Origin of the sequence: Chengkuizengella marina (assembly GCF_009910845.1) — a bacterium.
GTDB classification, from domain to species: Bacteria; Bacillota; Bacilli; order Paenibacillales; family KCTC-33759; genus Chengkuizengella; species Chengkuizengella marina.
In genome coordinates, this window is sequence record NZ_SIJB01000018.1 from 61,400 (window position 1) to 81,802 (window position 20,403).

At 33.1% G+C, this 20,403-nt stretch carries 17 protein-coding genes; 5 read left to right on the top strand and 12 right to left on the bottom strand.

Annotation, left to right across the window (positions count from 1 at the left end; genetic code table 11):
• Positions 1 to 3: 3 nt before the first annotated feature.
• The 5 genes from pflB to ERL59_RS07705 all read right to left on the bottom strand — a co-directional run bounded on the left by pflB (position 4) and on the right by ERL59_RS07705 (position 7,993).
• Positions 4 to 2,271, bottom strand: coding sequence for a formate C-acetyltransferase (pflB, locus tag ERL59_RS07685; protein WP_160645619.1), 2,268 nt, complete (start codon positions 2,269 to 2,271; stop codon positions 4 to 6).
• Positions 2,272 to 2,406: 135 nt separating this feature from the next.
• Complete coding sequence (gene adhE / locus ERL59_RS07690; protein WP_160645620.1) at positions 2,407 to 5,016, bottom strand: bifunctional acetaldehyde-CoA/alcohol dehydrogenase; 2,610 nt, start codon at positions 5,014 to 5,016, stop codon at positions 2,407 to 2,409.
• A gap of 216 nt (positions 5,017 to 5,232) precedes the next feature.
• Positions 5,233 to 6,903, bottom strand: coding sequence for a glycerol-3-phosphate dehydrogenase/oxidase (locus ERL59_RS07695; RefSeq protein ID WP_160645621.1), 1,671 nt, complete (start codon positions 6,901 to 6,903; stop codon positions 5,233 to 5,235).
• 184 nt (positions 6,904 to 7,087) lie between these two features.
• Complete coding sequence (locus tag ERL59_RS07700; RefSeq protein WP_160645622.1) at positions 7,088 to 7,651, bottom strand: glycerol-3-phosphate responsive antiterminator; 564 nt, start codon at positions 7,649 to 7,651, stop codon at positions 7,088 to 7,090.
• 186 nt (positions 7,652 to 7,837) lie between these two features.
• Entirely contained in the window at positions 7,838 to 7,993 is a 156-nt protein-coding gene (locus ERL59_RS07705) for a hypothetical protein (protein ID WP_160645623.1), read from the bottom strand.
• Positions 7,994 to 8,288: 295 nt separating this feature from the next.
• Here ERL59_RS07705 and asd point away from each other — a divergent pair, with 295 nt between their 5' ends.
• A complete protein-coding gene (asd, locus tag ERL59_RS07710) occupies positions 8,289 to 9,092 on the top strand; it encodes an archaetidylserine decarboxylase (protein ID WP_160645624.1) in 804 nt (267 codons plus the stop codon).
• A 185-nt stretch (positions 9,093 to 9,277) separates the two neighbouring features.
• Entirely contained in the window at positions 9,278 to 10,573 is a 1,296-nt protein-coding gene (locus tag ERL59_RS07715; protein ID WP_160645625.1) for an aminotransferase class I/II-fold pyridoxal phosphate-dependent enzyme, read from the top strand.
• Between the two features lie 185 nt (positions 10,574 to 10,758).
• Here ERL59_RS07715 and ERL59_RS07720 read toward each other — a convergent pair whose 3' ends face one another.
• Together ERL59_RS07720 and ERL59_RS07725 are read right to left on the bottom strand one after the other, a co-directional pair.
• Positions 10,759 to 11,967, bottom strand: coding sequence for an ABC transporter permease (locus tag ERL59_RS07720; RefSeq protein ID WP_160645626.1), 1,209 nt, complete (start codon positions 11,965 to 11,967; stop codon positions 10,759 to 10,761).
• Between the two features lie 3 nt (positions 11,968 to 11,970).
• Entirely contained in the window at positions 11,971 to 12,711 is a 741-nt protein-coding gene (locus ERL59_RS07725; RefSeq protein ID WP_160645627.1) for an ABC transporter ATP-binding protein, read from the bottom strand.
• A 177-nt stretch (positions 12,712 to 12,888) separates the two neighbouring features.
• On the opposite strand from ERL59_RS07725, the gene ERL59_RS07730 reads away from it, so the two are divergent.
• Positions 12,889 to 13,131 (top strand): YkuS family protein, encoded by a 243-nt coding sequence (locus ERL59_RS07730; protein WP_160645628.1) that lies wholly within the window; start codon positions 12,889 to 12,891, stop codon positions 13,129 to 13,131.
• A gap of 67 nt (positions 13,132 to 13,198) precedes the next feature.
• Here the strand turns inward: ERL59_RS07730 and ERL59_RS07735 are convergent, their stop codons facing one another.
• Positions 13,199 to 13,975: an SDR family NAD(P)-dependent oxidoreductase gene (locus ERL59_RS07735; protein WP_328699916.1), complete on the bottom strand. Its 777-nt coding sequence runs from the start codon at positions 13,973 to 13,975 to the stop codon at positions 13,199 to 13,201.
• Positions 13,976 to 14,113: 138 nt separating this feature from the next.
• Entirely contained in the window at positions 14,114 to 14,566 is a 453-nt protein-coding gene (locus ERL59_RS07740) for a chemotaxis protein CheX (protein WP_160645629.1), read from the bottom strand.
• Between the two features lie 242 nt (positions 14,567 to 14,808).
• Here ERL59_RS07740 and ERL59_RS07745 point away from each other — a divergent pair, with 242 nt between their 5' ends.
• Both ERL59_RS07745 and ERL59_RS07750 read left to right on the top strand, forming a co-directional pair.
• A complete protein-coding gene (locus tag ERL59_RS07745; protein ID WP_160645630.1) occupies positions 14,809 to 15,714 on the top strand; it encodes a LysR family transcriptional regulator in 906 nt (301 codons plus the stop codon).
• An 8-nt stretch (positions 15,715 to 15,722) separates the two neighbouring features.
• Positions 15,723 to 16,529 (top strand): histidinol-phosphatase, encoded by an 807-nt coding sequence (locus tag ERL59_RS07750; RefSeq protein ID WP_160645631.1) that lies wholly within the window; start codon positions 15,723 to 15,725, stop codon positions 16,527 to 16,529.
• 71 nt (positions 16,530 to 16,600) lie between these two features.
• Here the strand turns inward: ERL59_RS07750 and ERL59_RS07755 are convergent, their stop codons facing one another.
• From ERL59_RS07755 to ERL59_RS07765, 3 genes are all read right to left on the bottom strand, one after another.
• A complete protein-coding gene (locus ERL59_RS07755) occupies positions 16,601 to 17,260 on the bottom strand; it encodes a bifunctional 2-keto-4-hydroxyglutarate aldolase/2-keto-3-deoxy-6-phosphogluconate aldolase (RefSeq protein ID WP_160645632.1) in 660 nt (219 codons plus the stop codon).
• A 53-nt stretch (positions 17,261 to 17,313) separates the two neighbouring features.
• Positions 17,314 to 18,267 (bottom strand): sugar kinase, encoded by a 954-nt coding sequence (locus ERL59_RS07760; RefSeq protein WP_160645633.1) that lies wholly within the window; start codon positions 18,265 to 18,267, stop codon positions 17,314 to 17,316.
• 191 nt (positions 18,268 to 18,458) lie between these two features.
• A complete protein-coding gene (locus ERL59_RS07765; RefSeq protein WP_160645634.1) occupies positions 18,459 to 20,399 on the bottom strand; it encodes a heavy metal translocating P-type ATPase in 1,941 nt (646 codons plus the stop codon).
• Positions 20,400 to 20,403: the final 4 nt, after the last annotated feature.

The following is a 20,403-nucleotide window of genomic DNA, read 5'->3' on the forward strand; positions in this document are numbered from 1 at the left end:
ATCTTAGACTGAACCGTGGAAAGTACGGTTTATGACATCTAATTGTTGTTCCCTTGTCAACTTCACAAAGTTTACAGCATATCCAGAAACCCTTATTGTTAATTGAGGATATTTTTCAGGGTGTTCCATGGCATCAATCAACTGTTGTCGATCAAAAACATTTACATTTAAATGATGGGCCCCTTGTGTCATGTATCCATCCAATAAGGCATGTAAATTCTGCTTTCTAATCGTATCTTCCTTACCCAATGCTTTCGGAATGATTGAAAATGTATTTGAAATCCCATCTAAGCAACATTCATAAGGAAGCTTAGCAACAGAGTTTAAAGAAGCTAAAGCCCCTTTAGTATCTCTACCATGCATTGGATTTGCACCTGGTGCAAATGGTTCCCCAGCTTTTCGCCCATCAGGAGTTGTACCTGTTTTTTTACCATATACTACATTTGAAGTAATAGTTAGTATAGACATTGTAGGAATGGCTTCACGATAAGTTTCGTGTTTACTTAATTTTTCCATGAAACTTTCAACAAGCGAGATAGCAATGGAATCTACAAGGTTATCGTTATTTCCATATTTAGGGAAATCACCTTCAATTTCAAAATCTATAGCAATCCCTTTTTCATTACGTATCGGTTTTACTTTGGCATATTTTATTGCACTTAATGAATCAGCCACAACAGACAAACCGGCAATTCCAGCTGCCATCGTTCTTATAATTTCCCGATCATGTAATGCCATTTCTATACGTTCATAGCTGTATTTATCATGCATAAAATGAATAACGTTTAAGGTGTTCATATATAATTTTGCTAACCATTCTAACATGTCATCATACTTTTTCATGACTTCATCATAATTTAAAACTTCTGAAGTAATGGGTGTATATTCTGGTCCTACCTGAACACCTAATTTTTCATCAATACCACCATTAATTGCATATAATAAGCATTTTGCAAGGTTAGCTCTTGCACCAAAAAATTGCATTTGCTTACCAATACGCATAGCAGATACACAGCAAGCAATTCCATAATCATCACCATAGTATGGAAGCATAAGATCATCATTTTCATATTGAATCGAACTAGTATGAATCGAAACTTTTGCACAATAGTTCTTAAAGTTTTCAGGAAGCTTCTCTGACCATAACACAGTTAAATTTGGTTCAGGGGCTGGACCTAAATTGTACAAAGTATGAAGGAAACGATATGAGTTTTTTGTCACTCTTGTTTTTCCGTTAAGGCCCATTCCCCCAATAGATTCAGTAACCCAAGTTGGGTCTCCACTGAACAATTCATTATATTCTGGCGTCCTTAAAAATTTCACAATACGAAGCTTCATAATAAAATGGTCTACTAATTCTTGCGCTTTTTTTTCGGTAAGTGTGCCTTCTTGTAAATCTCTTTCAATAAAAATGTCTAAAAAGCTAGATACACGACCTAAACTCATCGCAGCTCCATTTTGTTCCTTTATTGCAGCTAAGTAAGCAAAATATAACCACTGAATGGCTTCTGTTGCATTATTTGCAGGTGAGGAAATATCATACCCATATTGTTTTGCCATTTGTTTCAATTCTTGTAAGCTACGAATCTGTTCGTTTAATTCTTCACGGTCTCTGATGACTTCTTCATTCATAACATCTACTTCTAATTGAAGAAGCTCTTCTTGTTTTTGTTCAATTAGTTTGTCAACACCATATAATGCTACTCTTCTGTAATCACCAATAATTCTCCCTCTTCCATACGCATCAGGCAACCCTGTGATAATCCCTGCTTTTCTCGCTTTCCTCATATCTGTGGTATACGCATCAAAAACCCCTTGGTTATGAGTTTTACGTATATCTGTGAATAAATTGAAGATTTCATCTGGCAGTGTAAAACCATACGCTTCACATGCGTCCTTGATCATTCGCACTCCACCAAATGGTTGTATTGAACGTTTAAAAGGTTCATCTGTTTGTAGTCCTACAATCTTTTCTTTTGACTGATCTAGATAACCAGGACCGTGCGAAGTAATGGTAGAAGGGGTACTTACATCTACATCTAACACGCCACCATTTTCATGCTCTTTTCTAGTTAAATCACTGATAATATCCCATAAAGCCTTTGTATCCTCTGTAGGATCTGACAAAAATTGCTCATCACCTTCATAAGATGTAATGTTTAGATCAATAAAGTTTTTAACATCAATTTTTTTATCCCATTTACCTACTTGAAAATTTCGCCAAGGATGTAATTGTGTATCCTTTTTTATTTCTTTTTCAACCATAGACATAAAAAACACCTCCTATAAGATATAACTCAAAAGTATTGAAATAATGAAAGACTACCTCAGTTAGATTGTAGGCAAGTTATCTAAGCTGAGGTATTTTCAGGTGGAGCAAATTGTTCTCCACCTGATATTTTTATTTTATTCAAATTTTCCATAATACGCTTTTCTGTAAATTTCAGCTAATTCAGTAACTAATGGCATTTTAGGATTGGCAGTTGTACATTGATCTTCAAAGGCACGGTCTGCTAAATAGTTTGCTTTTGCTTCAAATTCAGTAGGATTAACATTTACATCTTTAAATTTCTCTGGTATATCTAATGTTTTATTTAATTTGCGAATTGCATGAATTAAACTATTAACTCCTTCTTCTGTTGTGCTTGCTGGTAGTCCTAACGTTCTTGCAATTTCAGCATACCTTTCATCTGCAACATAATGATCATATTTAGGAAATGATGCAAACTTCGTTGGTTTTGTTGCGTTATATCTTATAACATGAGGTAGTAAAATTGCATTTGTTCTACCATGAGCCGTGTGGAACTCACCACCCCACTTATGTGCTAAACTGTGATTAATTCCTAGAAAAGCATTCGCAAAGGCCATACCAGCGATCGTAGATGCATTATGCATTTTCTCTCTAGATAATGCGTCCCCCACTTTATAAGAATTTTCAAGATGTTCAAATACAAGTTGTATTGCTTTCATAGCCAACCCATCAGTATAATCATTTGCCATGACTGATACATAAGCTTCAATAGCATGTGTTAAAACATCCATTCCTGTATCAGCTACAGCAGTTTTAGGTAAGCTTAAAACATAATCAGGATCAATAATCGCAACATCTGGTGTTAGTTCATAATCCGCTAACGGATATTTTGTATTCCCTTGTTCTTTGTCTGTAATAACAGCAAATGAAGTCACTTCAGAACCTGTTCCAGACGTTGTTGGAATCCCTACAAATTTAGCTTTTTTACCTAAACGTGGATATTTGTAAACTCTTTTTCTAATATCTAAGAATTTTTGTTTTAAAGAGTTGAAATTTGTATCTGGATATTCATAAAATAACCACATTGCTTTAGCTGCATCCATTGGAGAACCGCCACCAAGTGCGATAATACAGTCTGGTTTGAAGCTATTCATCATCGCTGTACCCCGCTCTACTGTGTCTACAGATGGATCAGGTTCAACATCTGAGAAAACCTCGATGTGAACAGGTATTTGTCGTTTACGTAGATAATATTCTACTTTTTCAACGTATCCAAGCTTCACCATCATTTCATCTGTAACGACCATGACTCTTGTAATATCAGGCATTTTAGCTAAATATTGAGTGGCACCTTTTTCAAAATAAATTTTGTTTGGTACTTTGAACCATTGCATATTTACTGTTCTATGTGCCACTCTTTTAACATTGATTAAGTTCACCGCAGAAACATTAGATGTTGTACTGTTATTACCATAACTTCCACAACCAAGAGTTAAAGATGGAAGATTAGTATTGTATATATCTCCAATTGCTCCATGTGTAGATGGAGAATTTACGATCACACGCCCTGTTTGTAATACTGCGGAAAAATCATTTATAACATCTTGATTTGCTGAATGGATAACAGAGGAGTGACCCATACCTCCATAAGAAACTACTTCAGCTGCACGTTGAATCCCTTCTTTAGCATTCTTCACTTTATAACAAGCTAGCACAGGACTTAATTTTTCAGCTGACAATGGATATTTATCTCCAACTCCATCTAATTCAGCAACTAAAACTTTTGTATCCTTCGGTACTTTCAAACCTGCCATGTCAGCAATCTTATATGCAGATTGACCTACTATCACAGCATTAACTGCACATTTCTCAGGATTAATTACTAATTTTGATACTTTAGCAGTTTCTTCTTCATTTAGAAAATAGCAGCCCATATCCTTCATAAATGTGGTAGTCTCTTGATAAATGGGCTCTTCAATAATTACAGCTTGCTCAGAAGCGCATATCATGCCATTATCAAAAGATTTAGAAAGAATTAAGTCTGTAGCCGCCTGTTTGATATTTGCTGTTTTTTCAATAAAACAAGGAACATTACCAGGTCCAACACCAAGTGCAGGTTTACCAGTACTGTAAGCTGCTTTGACCATAGAAGATCCTCCAGTAGCTAAAACTAACGCAACGTCAGGATGATTCATTAATAATCCAGTTGCTTCAAGTGAAGGGTTGTCAATCCATTGGATGCAATTTTCAGGTGCACCTGCTTTTATTGCTGCTTTTAGAAGTGTTTTTGCAGCCTCTCTGCTACATCTTTGTGCAGATGGATGGAAAGCGAATATAATAGGGTTTCTTGTTTTAATTGAAATTAATGATTTAAACATCGTTGTTGAAGTTGGGTTGGTAACTGGTGTAACGCCTGCGATTACTCCTACAGGTTCAGCTACTTTTTGAAAATTTTCATAAGCATTTTCTTCAATAACACCTACCGTTTTGTCATACTTAATACTGTGATATATATATTCAGTAGCAAAAATATTTTTTGTAATTTTATCCTCATAAACGCCTCTTCCTGTTTCTTGAACGGCCAGTTTTGCCAATTCCATATGACGATCTAATCCTGCTAATGCCATTTGTTGGACAATATTATCCACTTCTTCTTGGTTTAGTTTTAAAAATTCTTTCTGTGATTTTTTAGCACGCTGTACTAATAAATCAACTTCTTTTTTTGCGGAATCTTGCTGTTGTACTTTCTTTTCTTTCATAGCCATGAGTTCCACTCCTCCTCTTAATTGGTTCCATATATTTTATTATTTTGTTTAACTTGCTTGTTTATAAATTAATTATAAAATTACGTGTTTTAAAAGGCTGTGACTTTTGTCACAAATGAACTATTTTTCAATTAGATTAGAGCTTATTATAAACAAAAACCTCTAATCTCATTTCAATAAAAATGAGGATAGAGGTTTGTTTATTCTTAAGATTGTTTACCTTGTTTGAGGAAATTGAGCAGCATGTAATTGATATTCTAACTCTTCAAAATGCTTAGACTTTTGTTCAGAAGACCAATTAAAAATGGAAGCCATGTATTCAATTACAGGCTGTTTCCACTTTCGTACCCAATGAATATCAAAAAATAGTGCTCCTGTTCTTCTTATAAAGAAATCAACAGGTTTTGTAACCATTTCATATTGAATTCCATATAAAACCTGTACAAATACATCCAATGGTAATTTAAAATCGTATTGATATTGGCTCTTATAATGTTCTGTCAATTTAAATAAAGTATCTATATTAGAACCATACAAACGAATGAGATGATTCCCTTGTGATTTTGTAAATCCATAGTGCTGCGATTCCTTTTCTTTAATACGTATAAATGATGTTAGATGTCTTGCTCCTCCAACATGTCCCCCAGAGATAGACACATGTTTGGTTTTGCACTTCAAAAAAGTTCTCTTTTCTTTATCATGAAAATATTTTGCAACGATATCAACAACCGTTTCAGCCATTTTCCGATAACCTGTTAATTTCCCACCAGCTATAGTAATTAATCCTGATTGAGATTGCCAAATCTCATCTTTACGGGATATCTCAGAAGGATTTTTGCCATTTTCATAAATTAACGGTCTTACACCCGCCCAACTAGATTCAATATCTTTCTCAGTTATCTTGACTTCAGGGAACATATAATGAATGACACCAATAATATAATCTCTGTCTTCTACTGTCAATTGAGGATCTGATATATCCCCTGAGTAAACTGTATCTGTTGTGCCTACATAAGTCTTTCCATCTCTTGGAATTGCAAAAACCATTCGACCGTCTTTAGTATCAAAATAAATCGGTTGTTTTAAGGGGAAAATATTTCGATCAATAACCAAATGTGCCCCTTTTGATAAAGTCAATTTTTTATTATCTACGGACTTATCCATTGTACGAATATTGTCAACCCACGGACCTGTTGCATTAACGACTTTTTTTGCATAAATTTTAAATGTTTTTCCTGAATCAATCTCACGCACTTGTGCTCCCGTCACTTTTCCATTGTTATCATAAATCAATTTGTCAACTTTCGTGTAGTTTACTGCATTTGCACCATGCTTACTCGCTTCTTTGATTACCTCAATCGTTAATCTGGCATCATCAGTCCGATATTCAACATAATATCCACCGCCTTTTAGTCCCTTTTTTTTAATTAAAGGCTCCTTCTCCAAGGTTTCTTTAGAAGATAACATTCTCCTTCTTTCTGATTTCTTTACTTTTGCTAAATAATCATATACTTTTAATCCGATTGAAGTACTGAATTTACCAAAGGTTCCTCCTTTATAAATCGGTAACAACATCCATTGTGGAGTTGTTACATGAGGTCCATTCTCATATACGATAGCTCGCTCCTTACCCACTTCATGAACAATTCCTATTTCTAATTGTTTTAAATAACGCAGTCCGCCATGAACCAACTTTGTAGATCGACTTGATGTTCCAGCTCCAAAGTCCTGCATTTCAACCAGTGCTGTTTTCATCCCTCTTGTAGCTGCATCTAAGGCAATTCCACAACCGGTAATTCCTCCACCTATAATAAGTAAGTCCTGTGTTTCCTCACTCATTTTAATTAGCTTGTTATGCCTGTTCAAGCTCGAAAATAGATTATCCATGTTGTCCCTCCCAAAAAATAGAAAAAGACCACATACACTATGGATTCATCCATAATGTGATGTGGTCTCTCCTGATCTCCAACCTATTTATTAACTTAGAATAATAATACCATATAAATTCAATTTTTTAAATCATTTTGCTGTCATAATTATTTAAAGAAACATTGGATTGTCGTTATGTGTTTCAAATATTTGTTTCATAGTTTCTCCAAATGAATTTATCTGAAGTTGTGACCGCTACAGCGCCTGCTGCTAAAGCACAATTTACATCATCTATCGTTTTTATTAAACCACCTGCAAATACCGGAATGCCTGTTTTCTCGTTCACTTCTCTGATCATTCGTGGAATGATTCCTGGCAAAACTTCAATGAAATCAGGTTTTATAATTTCTATTAATGAATAACTTTTTTCAAGAGCATTAGTATCTAGTAAAAATAATCTTTGAATCGCAATTACGCCTTTTTGTTTTGCTTTTGAAATCACTTTTGACCTAGTGGAAATTAAACCAGCAGGCTTAAATTCCTGACACAAATACTCAGCAGCATATTCATCATTTTTTAAACCTTGAATAAGGTCTGCATGTAAAAACATTTTTTTCTTATGATGATTTGCCATACGATAAACTTCCTTCAGTCTTGAAATATGCAAATCCAAAAAAACACCATACTCGTATTCGCTTTTTATCATTAGCTCAAAATCTTTTAATGTACGAATAGCTGGTAATACTTTTTGACCTTGGATTGACAATTATCTCACCACTCATCTCTGTATGATTAAATAATAACCTCACACAATATATTCGGTTTGATGAAGATAAACCCTTTATATATCAGATAATAGTTGTTCTTAAGCCAAATTTTTCATTCTTAAGTTTATAAAAAAAACCCGTCTTAAATTAGACGAGCACGAATTCACATGAAAAAACAAATCACTTTATTTTAAAAATCTACTTATAAACTTCTCCCCAGCAGTATTTTTCATTTTGCGGCGGGATGCTCCAAATGCTGCAGCCCCAGCAGATACTGCGATTAGGGACATCAACACCCCTCGTCTTCGCAGCATGTTTCGTAATCCCATCATCCATCGCATATGATCACCACCCATTACTATCATTTTTTTGCAATAACTAAACATTTATATTGTATGGTGAAACCAAATTCAGCATTCGGTATAACTATTGGTAATAATGGAAAAATAATGTTCAACCTATACTATTCAAATCAAGATCATGAATTTAATTTTCACTATTAAACAATTCCTTAGTGTGATAATATAATACTAGACTTTTCAATTTTGTTATCATTTGTTGTTTTCATATGAGCGACCATAGGAAGGTCGCTTTCATTTTCATAATGATCAAAGAAATGTGGTGGAAAAATAAACAATGAAAACAATTTTTCGCTTATTGACAGAACTTTCTTCTAGAAAAACAATTTCAAGATTAACGGGTCAATTTGCAAAATCAAAAATAAGTACAAAATTAATCCCTCGTTTTGCCAAAACTTACGGAATTAATATAAATGAAGCGGAAAAACATATAAATGAGTATGTATCATTAAATGATTTTTTTACTAGACGGTTAAAAGAAGGAGCCAGGAAAATTAAACAAGATGACAACATTGTTGTTAGCCCTGTTGATGCTAAAATTACTGGAATCGGAACTATTGAGAATGGACAAATTATTAATGTAAAAGGACAAGATTATTCCATAGAGGAACTTTTAAACGATTCACCAAGAGCTGTCACATATAAACATGGCTTTTATATCGTACTATATTTAAGTCCTTCAGATTATCATCGAATACATGCTCCTATTTCTGGAAAAATTGTAGAACATGAACATATACTTGGCAAAGTTTATCCTGTAAATGATTTTGGACTAAAACATATGCGTAAGGTATTAAGCAGAAATGAACGTCTCATCACTTATATTCAGCATGATTTTACAGAGTTGGCTCTTGTAAAAGTTGGAGCTATGAATGTAAGCAGTATTCAACTAATTGAATCCCTAGACAATGAAATTTCAATCGGAGATGAATTAGCATATTTTGAATTTGGCTCAACGGTAGTATTATTAATGGAAAAAGATTCGTTTCAATACAAGGAAGAAAAATTTATTGGGGATAAAATTAAAATGGGAGAAACTTTAGGACAAATTTTAAAATATGATACAAAAACCACTCAATGAGTGGTTTTTTAATTATTAAACAAGTTTGACATTCATTTATTATCAGGTATACAAACTAGCAATAATTAATAAATTATGAATTTGTATAATCAGCCGTTCTTTTTATTAGAGCGGTTCATCTTTTTTATTGTAAGTGTTATAATATTCACAAAAATTTATTAGATTTTATTGGAAGGATGGAGTCCATGAACCCACTTGCAGAATCACTGAACAAAACTATTGAAGAAAAACAAACAAATGTATATGAAATGTTATCCTCACTAGGAAAAAACATTTACTTTCCTAAAGAAGGCATTATTAGTCAATCTGCTGAAGCTGGAAAAAAAGCCAAAAAATATAATGCTACGATTGGAATCGCTATAGAGAACAAAAATCCAATGCATTTAAAAGTAATACAAAATACATTATCAGAATATGCACCTAAAGATATTTATCCATACGCACCTCCTGCTGGTAAACCTGAATTAAGAAAAGTATGGTTGGAAAAAATGATAAAAGAAAGTCCAACACTTAAAAATAAAAAAATAAGTAATCCTATTGTAACCAATGCTTTAACTCATGGAATAAGCATAGTGTCTGATCTATTTGCAGAACCGGGAGATAGTGTTATTTATCCTGATAAAAATTGGGAAAATTATGAACTTACTTTTGGAATCCGTAGAGGAACAAAGACTGTAAACTTTCCACTTTATAATGAAAATCGAAACTTTAATGCAAGTGGGTTAAAGGAAGCTATTCTTGCTCAAAAAGATAAAGGAAAAGCCATTGTTGTATTAAATTTCCCAAATAACCCTACAGGATATACACCAAGTCAAGAAGACAGTGAGAACATTGTCAATGCAATATTAGCTGGAGCTGAGGAAGGAATAAATATTGTAGTTGTTACTGATGATGCTTATTATGGATTGTTCTTTGAAGATTCTATTCACGAGTCTTTATTTGGACAGCTTGCTAATATCCATCCGAATGTTTTAGCAATTAAAGTTGATGGAGCAACCAAAGAAGATTATGTATGGGGTTTTCGAGTTGGATTTATTACATTTGCTGCAAATAGTGAAACAGTTAATGCTGCTTTAGAGCAGAAAACAATGGGAATTATTCGTGCTACCATATCCAGCGGCTCACACCCTTCACAAACTTTTGTTCTTCATGCCTTACAATCACCTGAATATGAACAACAAAAATTTGAAAAATACACAATTATGAAGGGGAGAGCTAATAAAGTAAAAGAGATTCTGAAAAATGAACAATTTCAAGCTGTTTGGGATTACTATCCATTTAATTCTGGGTATTTTATGTGTTTAGAATTAAAAACAATAGATGCGGAAAAATTACGAGTCCATTTACTGGATAAATATGAAATTGGTACGATTGCTTTAGGTGAAAAAGATTTAAGAGTCGCTTTTTCTTGTATTGAAGAAGATGATCTTGAAGATTTGTTCAACAAAATTTACCAAGGTATTGAGGATCTCTCATCATAGAGACTTCCTAACAAAGAAAAGACTAGGTTAAGAAATTATAAACTCATAGGTGAATTATAAAAAATCAAAAAGTTGGTTTCACAAACAAACAGAGGGAAATTGTGGTCTTATTTGAAGGATTTTTTGCAAAATCATGCATAAGATTGTGAAAAAAAGCTGGATAAGACCACCAATTCCCTTTATTTTTATTTTTTTGAGAAAATCTTTTTACTCAACGATTGATGATACATATAAGACAATAGAATACTAACAACTAGTAAAATAAACCCATATGTTAAATTTGAAATCGTTAATTGTAAAGGTATCGTAATCATAAAGATAATGACGAGATGAATTCGAAAGGAATTCTTAAGAATCCCGTCTACTCTTAGCTCATTTTTTAAAGGATAGATATATAACCAAAACATATTTTTATGATATTGTCTTAAGGAAGATAGTTGTATACCTGATAAATAGATTACGATTATGTAAAAAAGGTATTTCATCCAATCATTTGTTAAAAAGAATATTAATATCATTCCTACTAAAGTCATTCGAACAACTATGCCAAATAAATCAGTTCTAATCCATGTTAAATAATAAAGAAAAACAAAGGTATTTCTCTTTTGAATTGAAAATAATTCTGCACTTTTACTAAGCGTTTTACGATTGTTCACTCGTTTTGGAAGTTGAGGAACATCTACAAACCAACTTAAAAAAGCATAAATCCTAGCTTTGTGCTGTTTTTCAACATGAATCAGTCTGTCCCAATTTATATGAAATTTTGGTATTAATCTAAAAGAAACTATATAAGTCAATAAAACTAAAGCAATAAATAACATTCCTTTAGGTAGGTGATACGAGAATAAAATATATACAAGAATGAAAGATATAACCCAACGAAAATAAGAATACACCTTCCTATGACTGACAGCTTTGAATTGAATCTCTTGCCATGAACCAATCATAAAAATCCATTTGATTAAAAATAATGCAATCAAAAATACAAAAAACATTAGACCATTGGTATTACTAGTTACTAAATAAAGTGGGAATAGTACTACCCAAATCATAATTAAAGCTAAACATTGCAATATAAAACTTACGAGTATCGCTTTATTGAAATATGATTTCATTTTGTATTCTGCTGGTACTAAATAAATCAAATCAGCCTCTCTTAAATAAGTGCGGACTGGATTATAAGCAATAAACCAGAATAAAACACAAGCTGACAACAAATGAATTGGAAAATCAACTGGTGGATTCTCTATAAACCTCCTGTAATAAATACTTCCGATTGAAAAACTAATAACAATAAAAGCAATCAGTCCCCCATTGAATACAAATCTCAAATAAGGGGACACCTCTGTCCAAAAATCCTTAAACCTTTTATTCCATAAAACAGACATCTTCATGAGCTAAATTCCATCCTTAACTAAAGCATAAAAGGCATCTTCTAATGTGGCATTGTCCACTCCAGAAGCTTGTTGTATGTTACTTAAGTTTCCACTTGCAATGACATGTCCTTCATGAAGAACAACCAGTTTATCACAATATTGTTCTATTGTTGATAAAATATGGGAGCTCATTAATATGCTTGCTCCAGCTTCTTTCATTTTAACCATTAAATCAAGCAATGAACGAATACCAAGAGGATCTAATCCTAGGAAAGGTTCGTCAATGATATATAAAGATGGTTGGACGAGAAAAGCACTCATAATCATCATCTTTTGACGCATTCCTTTAGACAAATGAGCAGAGAATTTCGTTAGCTTGTCTCTCATTTGAAATTCATCAACTAAGTAATCTACACGATTCGCATACTCCTTTTTATCAATGTCATAAGCCATTGCCGTTAATTTTAAATGCTCTTCTACAGTTAACTCGTAATACATTAATGGACTTTCTGGGACATACGCATATGAAGATCTATAGTGCATCGGACTGCTCTCCAATGTATTCCCGTTTATGTAAATCTCTCCTTTATGTTGTTTTAACAATCCCAATATATGTTTGATCGTGGTACTTTTACCAGCACCATTTAAACCAATTAACCCTACCATTTCACCAGGGTTCACATTTATAGATAACCCATGTAAGACGGGTCTTTTCAAACTATATCCCCCTGTAACGTTTTTTAATTGCAAAACAGGCTTCAAACCAACACCCCATCTCGATTTTGTTTATATTTATGATTTCCATTATAATACCTGTAGTTTTTTTTATCAAAATTACGAAAGGGAATATTTTTATTTAACAATGTTCAAAATACTGAAAGGGATAAACCCCAATATGAAACATTAATGGGGAAACTTACATAAACGGAGGGAAGAATGATGGCAAAAGTAGCTGTAGAAGACAACTTATCCAATGTTAAACAAGCATTGCAAAATGAAGGACATGAAGTATGTAATTTAGAGGAAAACAATATGCAAAACTGCCAGTGCTGTGTCATAACAGGACAAGATGAAAATATGATGGGTATGGCAAATACCCAGACACAAGCTTCTGTTATCAATGCGGATGGATTAACAGCAGAGGAAGTTGTAAATCAAGTAAATCAGTGTGTAAACAAATAACTAACAAACTAGACCTTCAGTCCATTCGCTCAATTGAATAGATTGGAGGTTTATTTGTGAAATCACTTCACTTCTTATTTATAATTTTAACAGCTACCTTTTCCATTGACTTAGGTAAGATTTGTAATAATTTGGAACCAACATTCGCAATAAAAGGAATGTTTTTTTCTATTCGTTTAGAGACAATAATATCTAGTATTGCTTTTGTTACCGTTTTTGGTTTTAATATAAACCAACTAGGTAAGTTTTTTTTGTAGTCGCCTGAGACATCCGCTGTTTCCAACATAGGTGTATTTATAGGACCACAATTAAGTGTAGAAACAATGATATTGGTACCAAATAACTCTTGACGCAAACTATTTGTAAATCCCAAAACAGCATGTTTACTTGCAGCATATGCCGACGTTTTTGCTGACCCTACCTTACCAGCCATTGAAGCCACATTAATAATATGACCTGATTGCCTTTCTAACATTGAAGGTATAACAGCTTTACAACAATATACTGTCCCCAAATAATTCGTTCTCATCATTTCTTCAATCTCTTCTATGGACAAATTCATAAAGTCCTTAAAAATTGCATAACCTGCATTATTAATAAAGATATCAATTTTTCCATATTTTGATAATACAGAAGAGACAACTTCAACAACCTGTTCTCTTGAAGAAATATCAACTTTGTAAAGTTCATGTTGATTTTGCAACTTTTGTGATACTATTTTTAGACGATTCATGGATCTAGCCATTAAAATAACAATAGCTCCATGAGAACTTAGATGTATCGCCATATCTGAGCCTATCCCACTTGAGGCACCAGTAATGACTACAACCTTTTCTTTTAGCACTCATTCTCTCTCCCTATTTTTATTAGATAAGAATCCCTTTGTCCATTTATTAATACATTAATTCTTTCATATTAACCTCTATATAAAAAAAATCAAGCTATCATAACGGACTCTGATAACTTATCGTAAAAAAGTTATTTAATTAGTTAATACTTGAATATTAAACTCTCCAACTTCCTTTATATTTAATGGTATAGTCCATGCCTTCTGGGTATCAAAATGTTCAATAGATTTAATAATTTGAGGAGGAGTAATATCTACGGTTACACCACGATCATACAATAAAGTTGAAGCGTTACCACTGATCATATTACCTAATTCTGAAATTGCACTTCGACTCATATCATCCAACTCATTTACTTGAAATCCGCCCATCATTTCTGAAACAATTTTAAGTGCCACTTGCTCTGGTAAACCAAATAGAATCTCTCCTTTCATTTGCCCACTCATACCAATTAAAATCCAAATATGATGGTCAAGATATTGTACATCTTTGATCTCCAGTTCACCTGAGGTAGGACGAACTCGAATTACTTGCTCAAGGACGTTACTTGCTGACTCTAAAAAAGGGTGTATATAATTTTTATCCATAAATACTCCTTAATTTGGAAAATGAATGATGTTATTTGCTAATTATAACGAAATAATATAATGAAGTACATGAATTTTCTTACAAAGCACGACTAGAATATACAGGGACTAGAAAAAAAATCCTCTGAATCAAAGGATTGGTTTGCTTCACTTAAAAAGGTTGCTTATAATAAAACATATAAACTTTTTATTACTTTCTATTTCTATAATAAATTTTATCTATTAGAAAGGGGGGATAACTGTTGAATATTAATCAACTAGATACATTAATTGCTCTTTCAAAAATGAAAAGTTTTAGAAAAGCTGGGGATTATTTAAACTTAACACAGCCTGCAGTTTCTGCTCAAATCAAAAGCTTAGAAGATGAATTTCATACAGTTCTCATTGATCGCAATCAACCCATCACCTTAACTGATAATGGAAACCTTTTTATAGAGCATGCGATTAAAATATTAAATATTGTAGATGAATTAAAACAAAAATTATCAGATATGAATGAAACGCCACAAGGGCATATTAAATTAGGGACTACCACTTCGATAGCTATGCAGGTATTACCACGTGTATTAAGTTATTTTCAAAATCAATTTCCACTTATTAAAACATCTATTCATTCTATGCCTTCATCGCAAGTTGTTTCAAGTGTAGAGAGCGGTTTCATTGATATCGGTATTACTTATTTATTTGAAAAAAAACCTACTCTTGAAACATCCGTTTTATACTATGATACTTTTGAGCTTGTTGTTTCTCCTGAACATCCTTTGGCTAATAAAAGACATACACCAGCAGAATCTTTAAAAGACTTACCTTTTATTATGATTTCACCAGGATCAGCAGGCAGAAGGTTTATGGATCAAATTTTTAAAAAGCTTAATATTACACCACAAATCGTCATGGAATTAACAAGTAGTGAGGAAGTTAAAAGGATGGTTGAAATTAATCTAGGGGCTGCTATTATTTCTAAGTCTTCAATTTCAAATGAACTAAAATTGGGCACCTTAAAAATGATTCAAGTAGATGAATTGGAAGCCGTTAGTCATCCAGTTGGTGTCATTTATAAATCAGACCGATATTTAAGTACCGCCCTTCAACAATTTTTAGATGATTTAAAAGGAATGTCAGAGTCACAATTTTTAGGATCGGAGTAGATGAATTCATGAAATTTGACCTACACACACATCATAATAGATGTGGTCATGCAGATGGCTCTATAGAAGATTACATCAAAGCAGCTATAGAAAAGGGCTTAAAAATCATTGGCATTTCAGATCACTCACCTTATTTTGCACATTCTAAAGATCAAGCTGAGCCTAGAATTGCAATGGCTAAAAGTGAATTTCCTAACTATGTAAATGAAATCTTAAAATTAAAGGAAAAGTATAATGGTCAAATAGAGGTTTTACTAGGAGTGGAATCCGATTTCTTTCCTGAATATGCTCACATATATCAAAGAGAATATAATAAATATACCTTAGATTATTTGATCGGTTCAATCCATAGAGTAAAGGGCGTTAGTATTTTTAATAAAAAAAGATGGAATGGTTTAAGTGAGCAGGAGAAAATTGAACAGAAGGATGAATATTATGAGCTTATTCAACAATCAGCTCGTAGTAGAATGTTTCAGGTTTTAGGACACATAGATGCCATGAAAGGTTATTATCCTGAATTTTCAAACATTCAAACAGAGAGTATAGATGAGACATTACAAGTCATTGCTGAGTGTGATGTTGCAATTGAAATTAATACTTCTGGTAAAACAAAAGATGTTGGAGGATGGTACCCTTCAGACGATATTTTAGAAAAAGCTTTGTTTTACGGAGTAAACGTGACCTTCGGTTCAGATGCACATGTACCTGATCGAGTTGGAGATGAATGGGACTTAGTGACAAAGAGATTAAAGGATATCGGATTTAAAAATTGGGTCTACTTCAAACAAAAACATCAGATCAGTGTTATTTTATAAATAAAATCCACTTAAAGGATGTCTAAGTCCTAAGCTCCTTAGAACTTAGGACTTATTTGTTTTGTATACTTTCAAGTTTCCTTTGCACTATGAAAAGCTTTCATATAAGCTTTGGCTTTATCCGTAACGATTGATATGTTTCCTCCTTTTTCAAATTCCTTAGTCAAATCTGATCCTATCCCTACTGCAAATGCACCTGCTTGAATCCATTCATGTAAGTTATTTATATTTACACCACCCGTAGGCATTATATTCAACTGTGGAAGCGGTCCTTTTAAAGACGATATCATTGAAGGGCTGTACACATTACCAGGAAATAGTTTTACAATGTCTGCTCCCGCTTCCAATGCAGTTTGTGCTTCCCGCACTGTCATTATTCCGGGAAGATAAGGAACTCGATAACGATTACACATCATAGCTGTTTCAGATTGAAATGCTGGGGAGACTATATATGATGCTCCTTTAAGAATAGCTAATCGTGCAGTCACTTCATCCAACACAGAACCTGCACCAATAATAGGAGACTCCGAATTTTCGTCCTGAGCATATTTACTGTTTAAATCTCCTATAATATCTAAAGCATTTGGAACTGTCATTGTTACTTCTATGCTTTTAATTCCACCAGAAATTACAGCTTCGGACATTTCCCAAACTTCCTCAGGCGATTTTCCTCTTAATACTGCAACAACACCATATTTATTTATTTTTTTTAAAGTCTCATACTTTTTCATGTTCTCATCTCTCCACTTCTTTTCATTCTAGTTAGTTTAATATTAAAAATAGGTTATCTCTCTACAAAATTGTTTTTTGATAACATTTGATCTATAGTTTTAGCTTCGGGTAGAGGTTCCCAATCACCATGATCTTGAATTACAACAAAAGCATTTAAGTGAGCTCTTTCCACTGCTTTGTCCAGTGGTAACCCCTTTAACACTCCTGATAGAAAACCAGCACAAAATGCATCCCCAGCACCAACTGTATCCACAACTTTTTCTGATAACTCATATGGAACTTCAACTGTACCTTCTTTGGAGATAATGTAATTTAACCCGTTTCCTCCTTTTACAATAGATATTGCTTCTAACTCCATTAATTTATCTTGAATGATATTCCAATCTTTAGTTTCAAACAAAAGCTCAAGTTCCTCTAATCCAGGAAGAAAATAATCCACTTTTTCCATTATCGTTAACAAAGTGGACCGAGCCTCGTTTATACTCCAAAGTTTTAATCTTAAATTAGGATCAAAGCAAACCTTTACATTAAGTTTATTTGCTAGTTGAACTGCATGTAATATCGTTTCACGACAGGATAAACTAAGCGAAGGCGTGATTCCTGTAATATGTAGAATTTTCGCCTGTTGTATATATTGATCATCCACATCACTAGGTTCCATCATACTTGCTGCAGATGATTTTCGGTTATAAAAAACTTCTATTCTGCCTGTTTTTATATGTCGCATCATAAATCCAGTTGGTGCATCTTCATGTAACTGAACTCTAGATACATCAACATTTTCTCCTCTTAAAGATTTCAAAATGGATGTACCCAAAGGATCTTGTCCCAAACGAGAAAACCAACCAACTGAATGCCCTAATCTAGCTAATCCAATAGCAACATTACTTTCCGCTCCACCAAATGAACGGCAGTACTGTGTTGCTGTTTCTAATGTTTTATCTCCTGATGGAGTAAATAATCCCATACTCTCACCAAAAGTGATAACCTCTAATTGTCTATTCATATTAGGCTCCTCCTACCTATATATCCATAAATCGTGATAAAAAAACTTTTGTTTAAATTATCAAATGATGTCTGTAACAATATTTTTATCACATTATTATATCGTTTTATAGCAAATTTAAAAAACCGAATTATTTTAGCAGGTTTAAATATTAAAGAAAGGCTCTCCAATATTTAGTCACCCTATATGACTTATTTGATTTTTAACAAACGCAAACCATTTAGAATGACTAGAATTGTACTGCCTTCGTGCCCGATAACTCCGTATGGTAAATCTAATATTTGAAAAAAATTTGCACAGATAAGAATGAAAATGACAGCTAATGAAAAAACGATGTTTTGTTTTATAATCTTGTTCATTTTTTTTGATAGGTGTATTGCTCTAGGAAGTTTTGATAGGTCATTTTTCATTAGTATAATATCTGCTGTTTCCAAAGCAACATCTGTGCCGCCTCCCATAGCAATTCCTAAATTAGCCGTTGCCATTGCAGGCGCATCATTAATTCCATCCCCTACCATACTCACATTTTCATGTTGCTGTTTTAAATTTTTTACATAATTCAATTTATCTTTAGGTAAACACCTTGAAATGTAACCATCAACGGACATCTCTTTTGAAATGACTTTTGCTGTTTCTTCATCGTCACCCGTCAACATCATGGTATAAATACCAAGTTTTTTCAATTGTAACACCGCTTCTTTGGATTGTTCTCTTAAGTGATCTTTTAAAGCTATAACTCCTACAATTCCATCTTGATCTGCTACAAATACAAGAGTTTTACCATCTTTAATTATTTTTTCTCCACTCTTCTTTAAAAAGACCTCAGATAATTGTAGCCCAACAAATTCTGCATTTCCTATTTTGAATTCCTTACCATTCACTTTTCCAATCACACCTAGACCAGGAATATCTTCAATAAAATCAGGTTGAACTAGCTTAAGTTTTTGTTCAAATTTGGTATGATTCACAATGGCTTGAGCAAGAGGGTGCGTAGAATGATTTTCAATGGAAGCAGTATAGATTAAAAAAGATTCATGAGTAATTCCCTCTCTAACTATGAGATCTGTAATTTCTGGCTCCCCTTTTGTTAGAGTACCTGTTTTATCTAAAGCAACGGCTTTTATTTTTGCAAGACCTTCAATATGAACTCCCCCTTTAAAAAGGATACCAAGTTTTGCACCATTTGAAATAGCAGATAAAGTAGCTGGTGTGATGGATGCTACAAGAGCACAGGGTGATGCAACAACTAATAAAATCATAGCTCGATATATCGTTTCATTCCATGACCACTCCAATAAATAGTGTGGCATAAACATCATTAAACTAACAATAATAATCACTGCTTTCACATAAATTCTTTCAAATTTTTCTATAAATAATTGAGATGGTGATTTCTCACTTTGTGCAGATTGCACAAGTTGTATAATTTTATGAAAAAGTGTTTCATTACTCAATTTAGAAACTTTAATAAAGATGGAACCCATCATATTCATTGTCCCTGAAAACACCTCGTCATTTAACTTTTTCATAACGGGTATAGATTCACCTGTAATAGCAGATTGATCTACCGTTGATTGACCTTTTATGATTACCCCATCAGCAGGTATCCTCTCCCCTGGCTTGACAAGAATTTCATCGTCAATTTTTAATTTAGACACGTGCACTTGAACTTCAATATCATCTTTAATCATCAAGGCTTCTTCAGGTTGAATCTTCATTAAAGCAGAGATTTCTTTTTTGCTTTTATTCATTGTATAAGTTTCAAGAGCACCACTTAAAGAAAAAATGAAAATCAAAATTGCACCTTCCATCCAATATCCAATGATCGCAGATCCAATTGCTGCAAATATCATCAGCATTTCAACATTTAAACTTCGGTTTTTTATCGTATCCAAAATACCTTCTTTTGCTTTCTGATATCCTCCGATTAAATAAGAAAATACAAAGAGTATGATTGATATCGAAGTAATATTCATATTTGATAATATCCAACCTACTACAATAAGAACTCCACTAAGACTAGCTGCTGCCAATTGAATATGAGGCATTAATAATTGTTGTATTTTTTTTATTGTACTAAGTTGATTCGTTTGTCTTTTGTCATCAGTTAATAATTTTAAATCTGCATTCATTTTC

Excerpts from the sequence above, each read along its gene's own strand:
- pflB (WP_160645619.1), bottom strand. The coding sequence starts at position 2,271 with ATGTCTATGGTTGAAAAAGAAATAAAAAAGGATACACAATTACATCCT.
- adhE (WP_160645620.1), bottom strand. The coding sequence starts at position 5,016 with ATGGCTATGAAAGAAAAGAAAGTACAACAGCAAGATTCCGCAAAAAAA.
- ERL59_RS07695 (WP_160645621.1), bottom strand. The coding sequence starts at position 6,903 with ATGGATAATCTATTTTCGAGCTTGAACAGGCATAACAAGCTAATTAAA.
- ERL59_RS07705 (WP_160645623.1), bottom strand. The coding sequence starts at position 7,993 with ATGCGATGGATGATGGGATTACGAAACATGCTGCGAAGACGAGGGGTG.
- asd (WP_160645624.1), top strand. The coding sequence starts at position 8,289 with ATGAAAACAATTTTTCGCTTATTGACAGAACTTTCTTCTAGAAAAACA.
- ERL59_RS07715 (WP_160645625.1), top strand. The coding sequence starts at position 9,278 with ATGAACCCACTTGCAGAATCACTGAACAAAACTATTGAAGAAAAACAA.
- ERL59_RS07720 (WP_160645626.1), bottom strand. The coding sequence starts at position 11,967 with ATGAAGATGTCTGTTTTATGGAATAAAAGGTTTAAGGATTTTTGGACA.
- ERL59_RS07730 (WP_160645628.1), top strand. The coding sequence starts at position 12,889 with ATGGCAAAAGTAGCTGTAGAAGACAACTTATCCAATGTTAAACAAGCA.
- ERL59_RS07740 (WP_160645629.1), bottom strand. The coding sequence starts at position 14,566 with ATGGATAAAAATTATATACACCCTTTTTTAGAGTCAGCAAGTAACGTC.
- ERL59_RS07750 (WP_160645631.1), top strand. The coding sequence starts at position 15,723 with ATGAAATTTGACCTACACACACATCATAATAGATGTGGTCATGCAGAT.
- ERL59_RS07755 (WP_160645632.1), bottom strand. The coding sequence starts at position 17,260 with ATGAAAAAGTATGAGACTTTAAAAAAAATAAATAAATATGGTGTTGTT.
- ERL59_RS07760 (WP_160645633.1), bottom strand. The coding sequence starts at position 18,267 with ATGAATAGACAATTAGAGGTTATCACTTTTGGTGAGAGTATGGGATTA.
- ERL59_RS07765 (WP_160645634.1), bottom strand. The coding sequence starts at position 20,399 with ATGAATGCAGATTTAAAATTATTAACTGATGACAAAAGACAAACGAAT.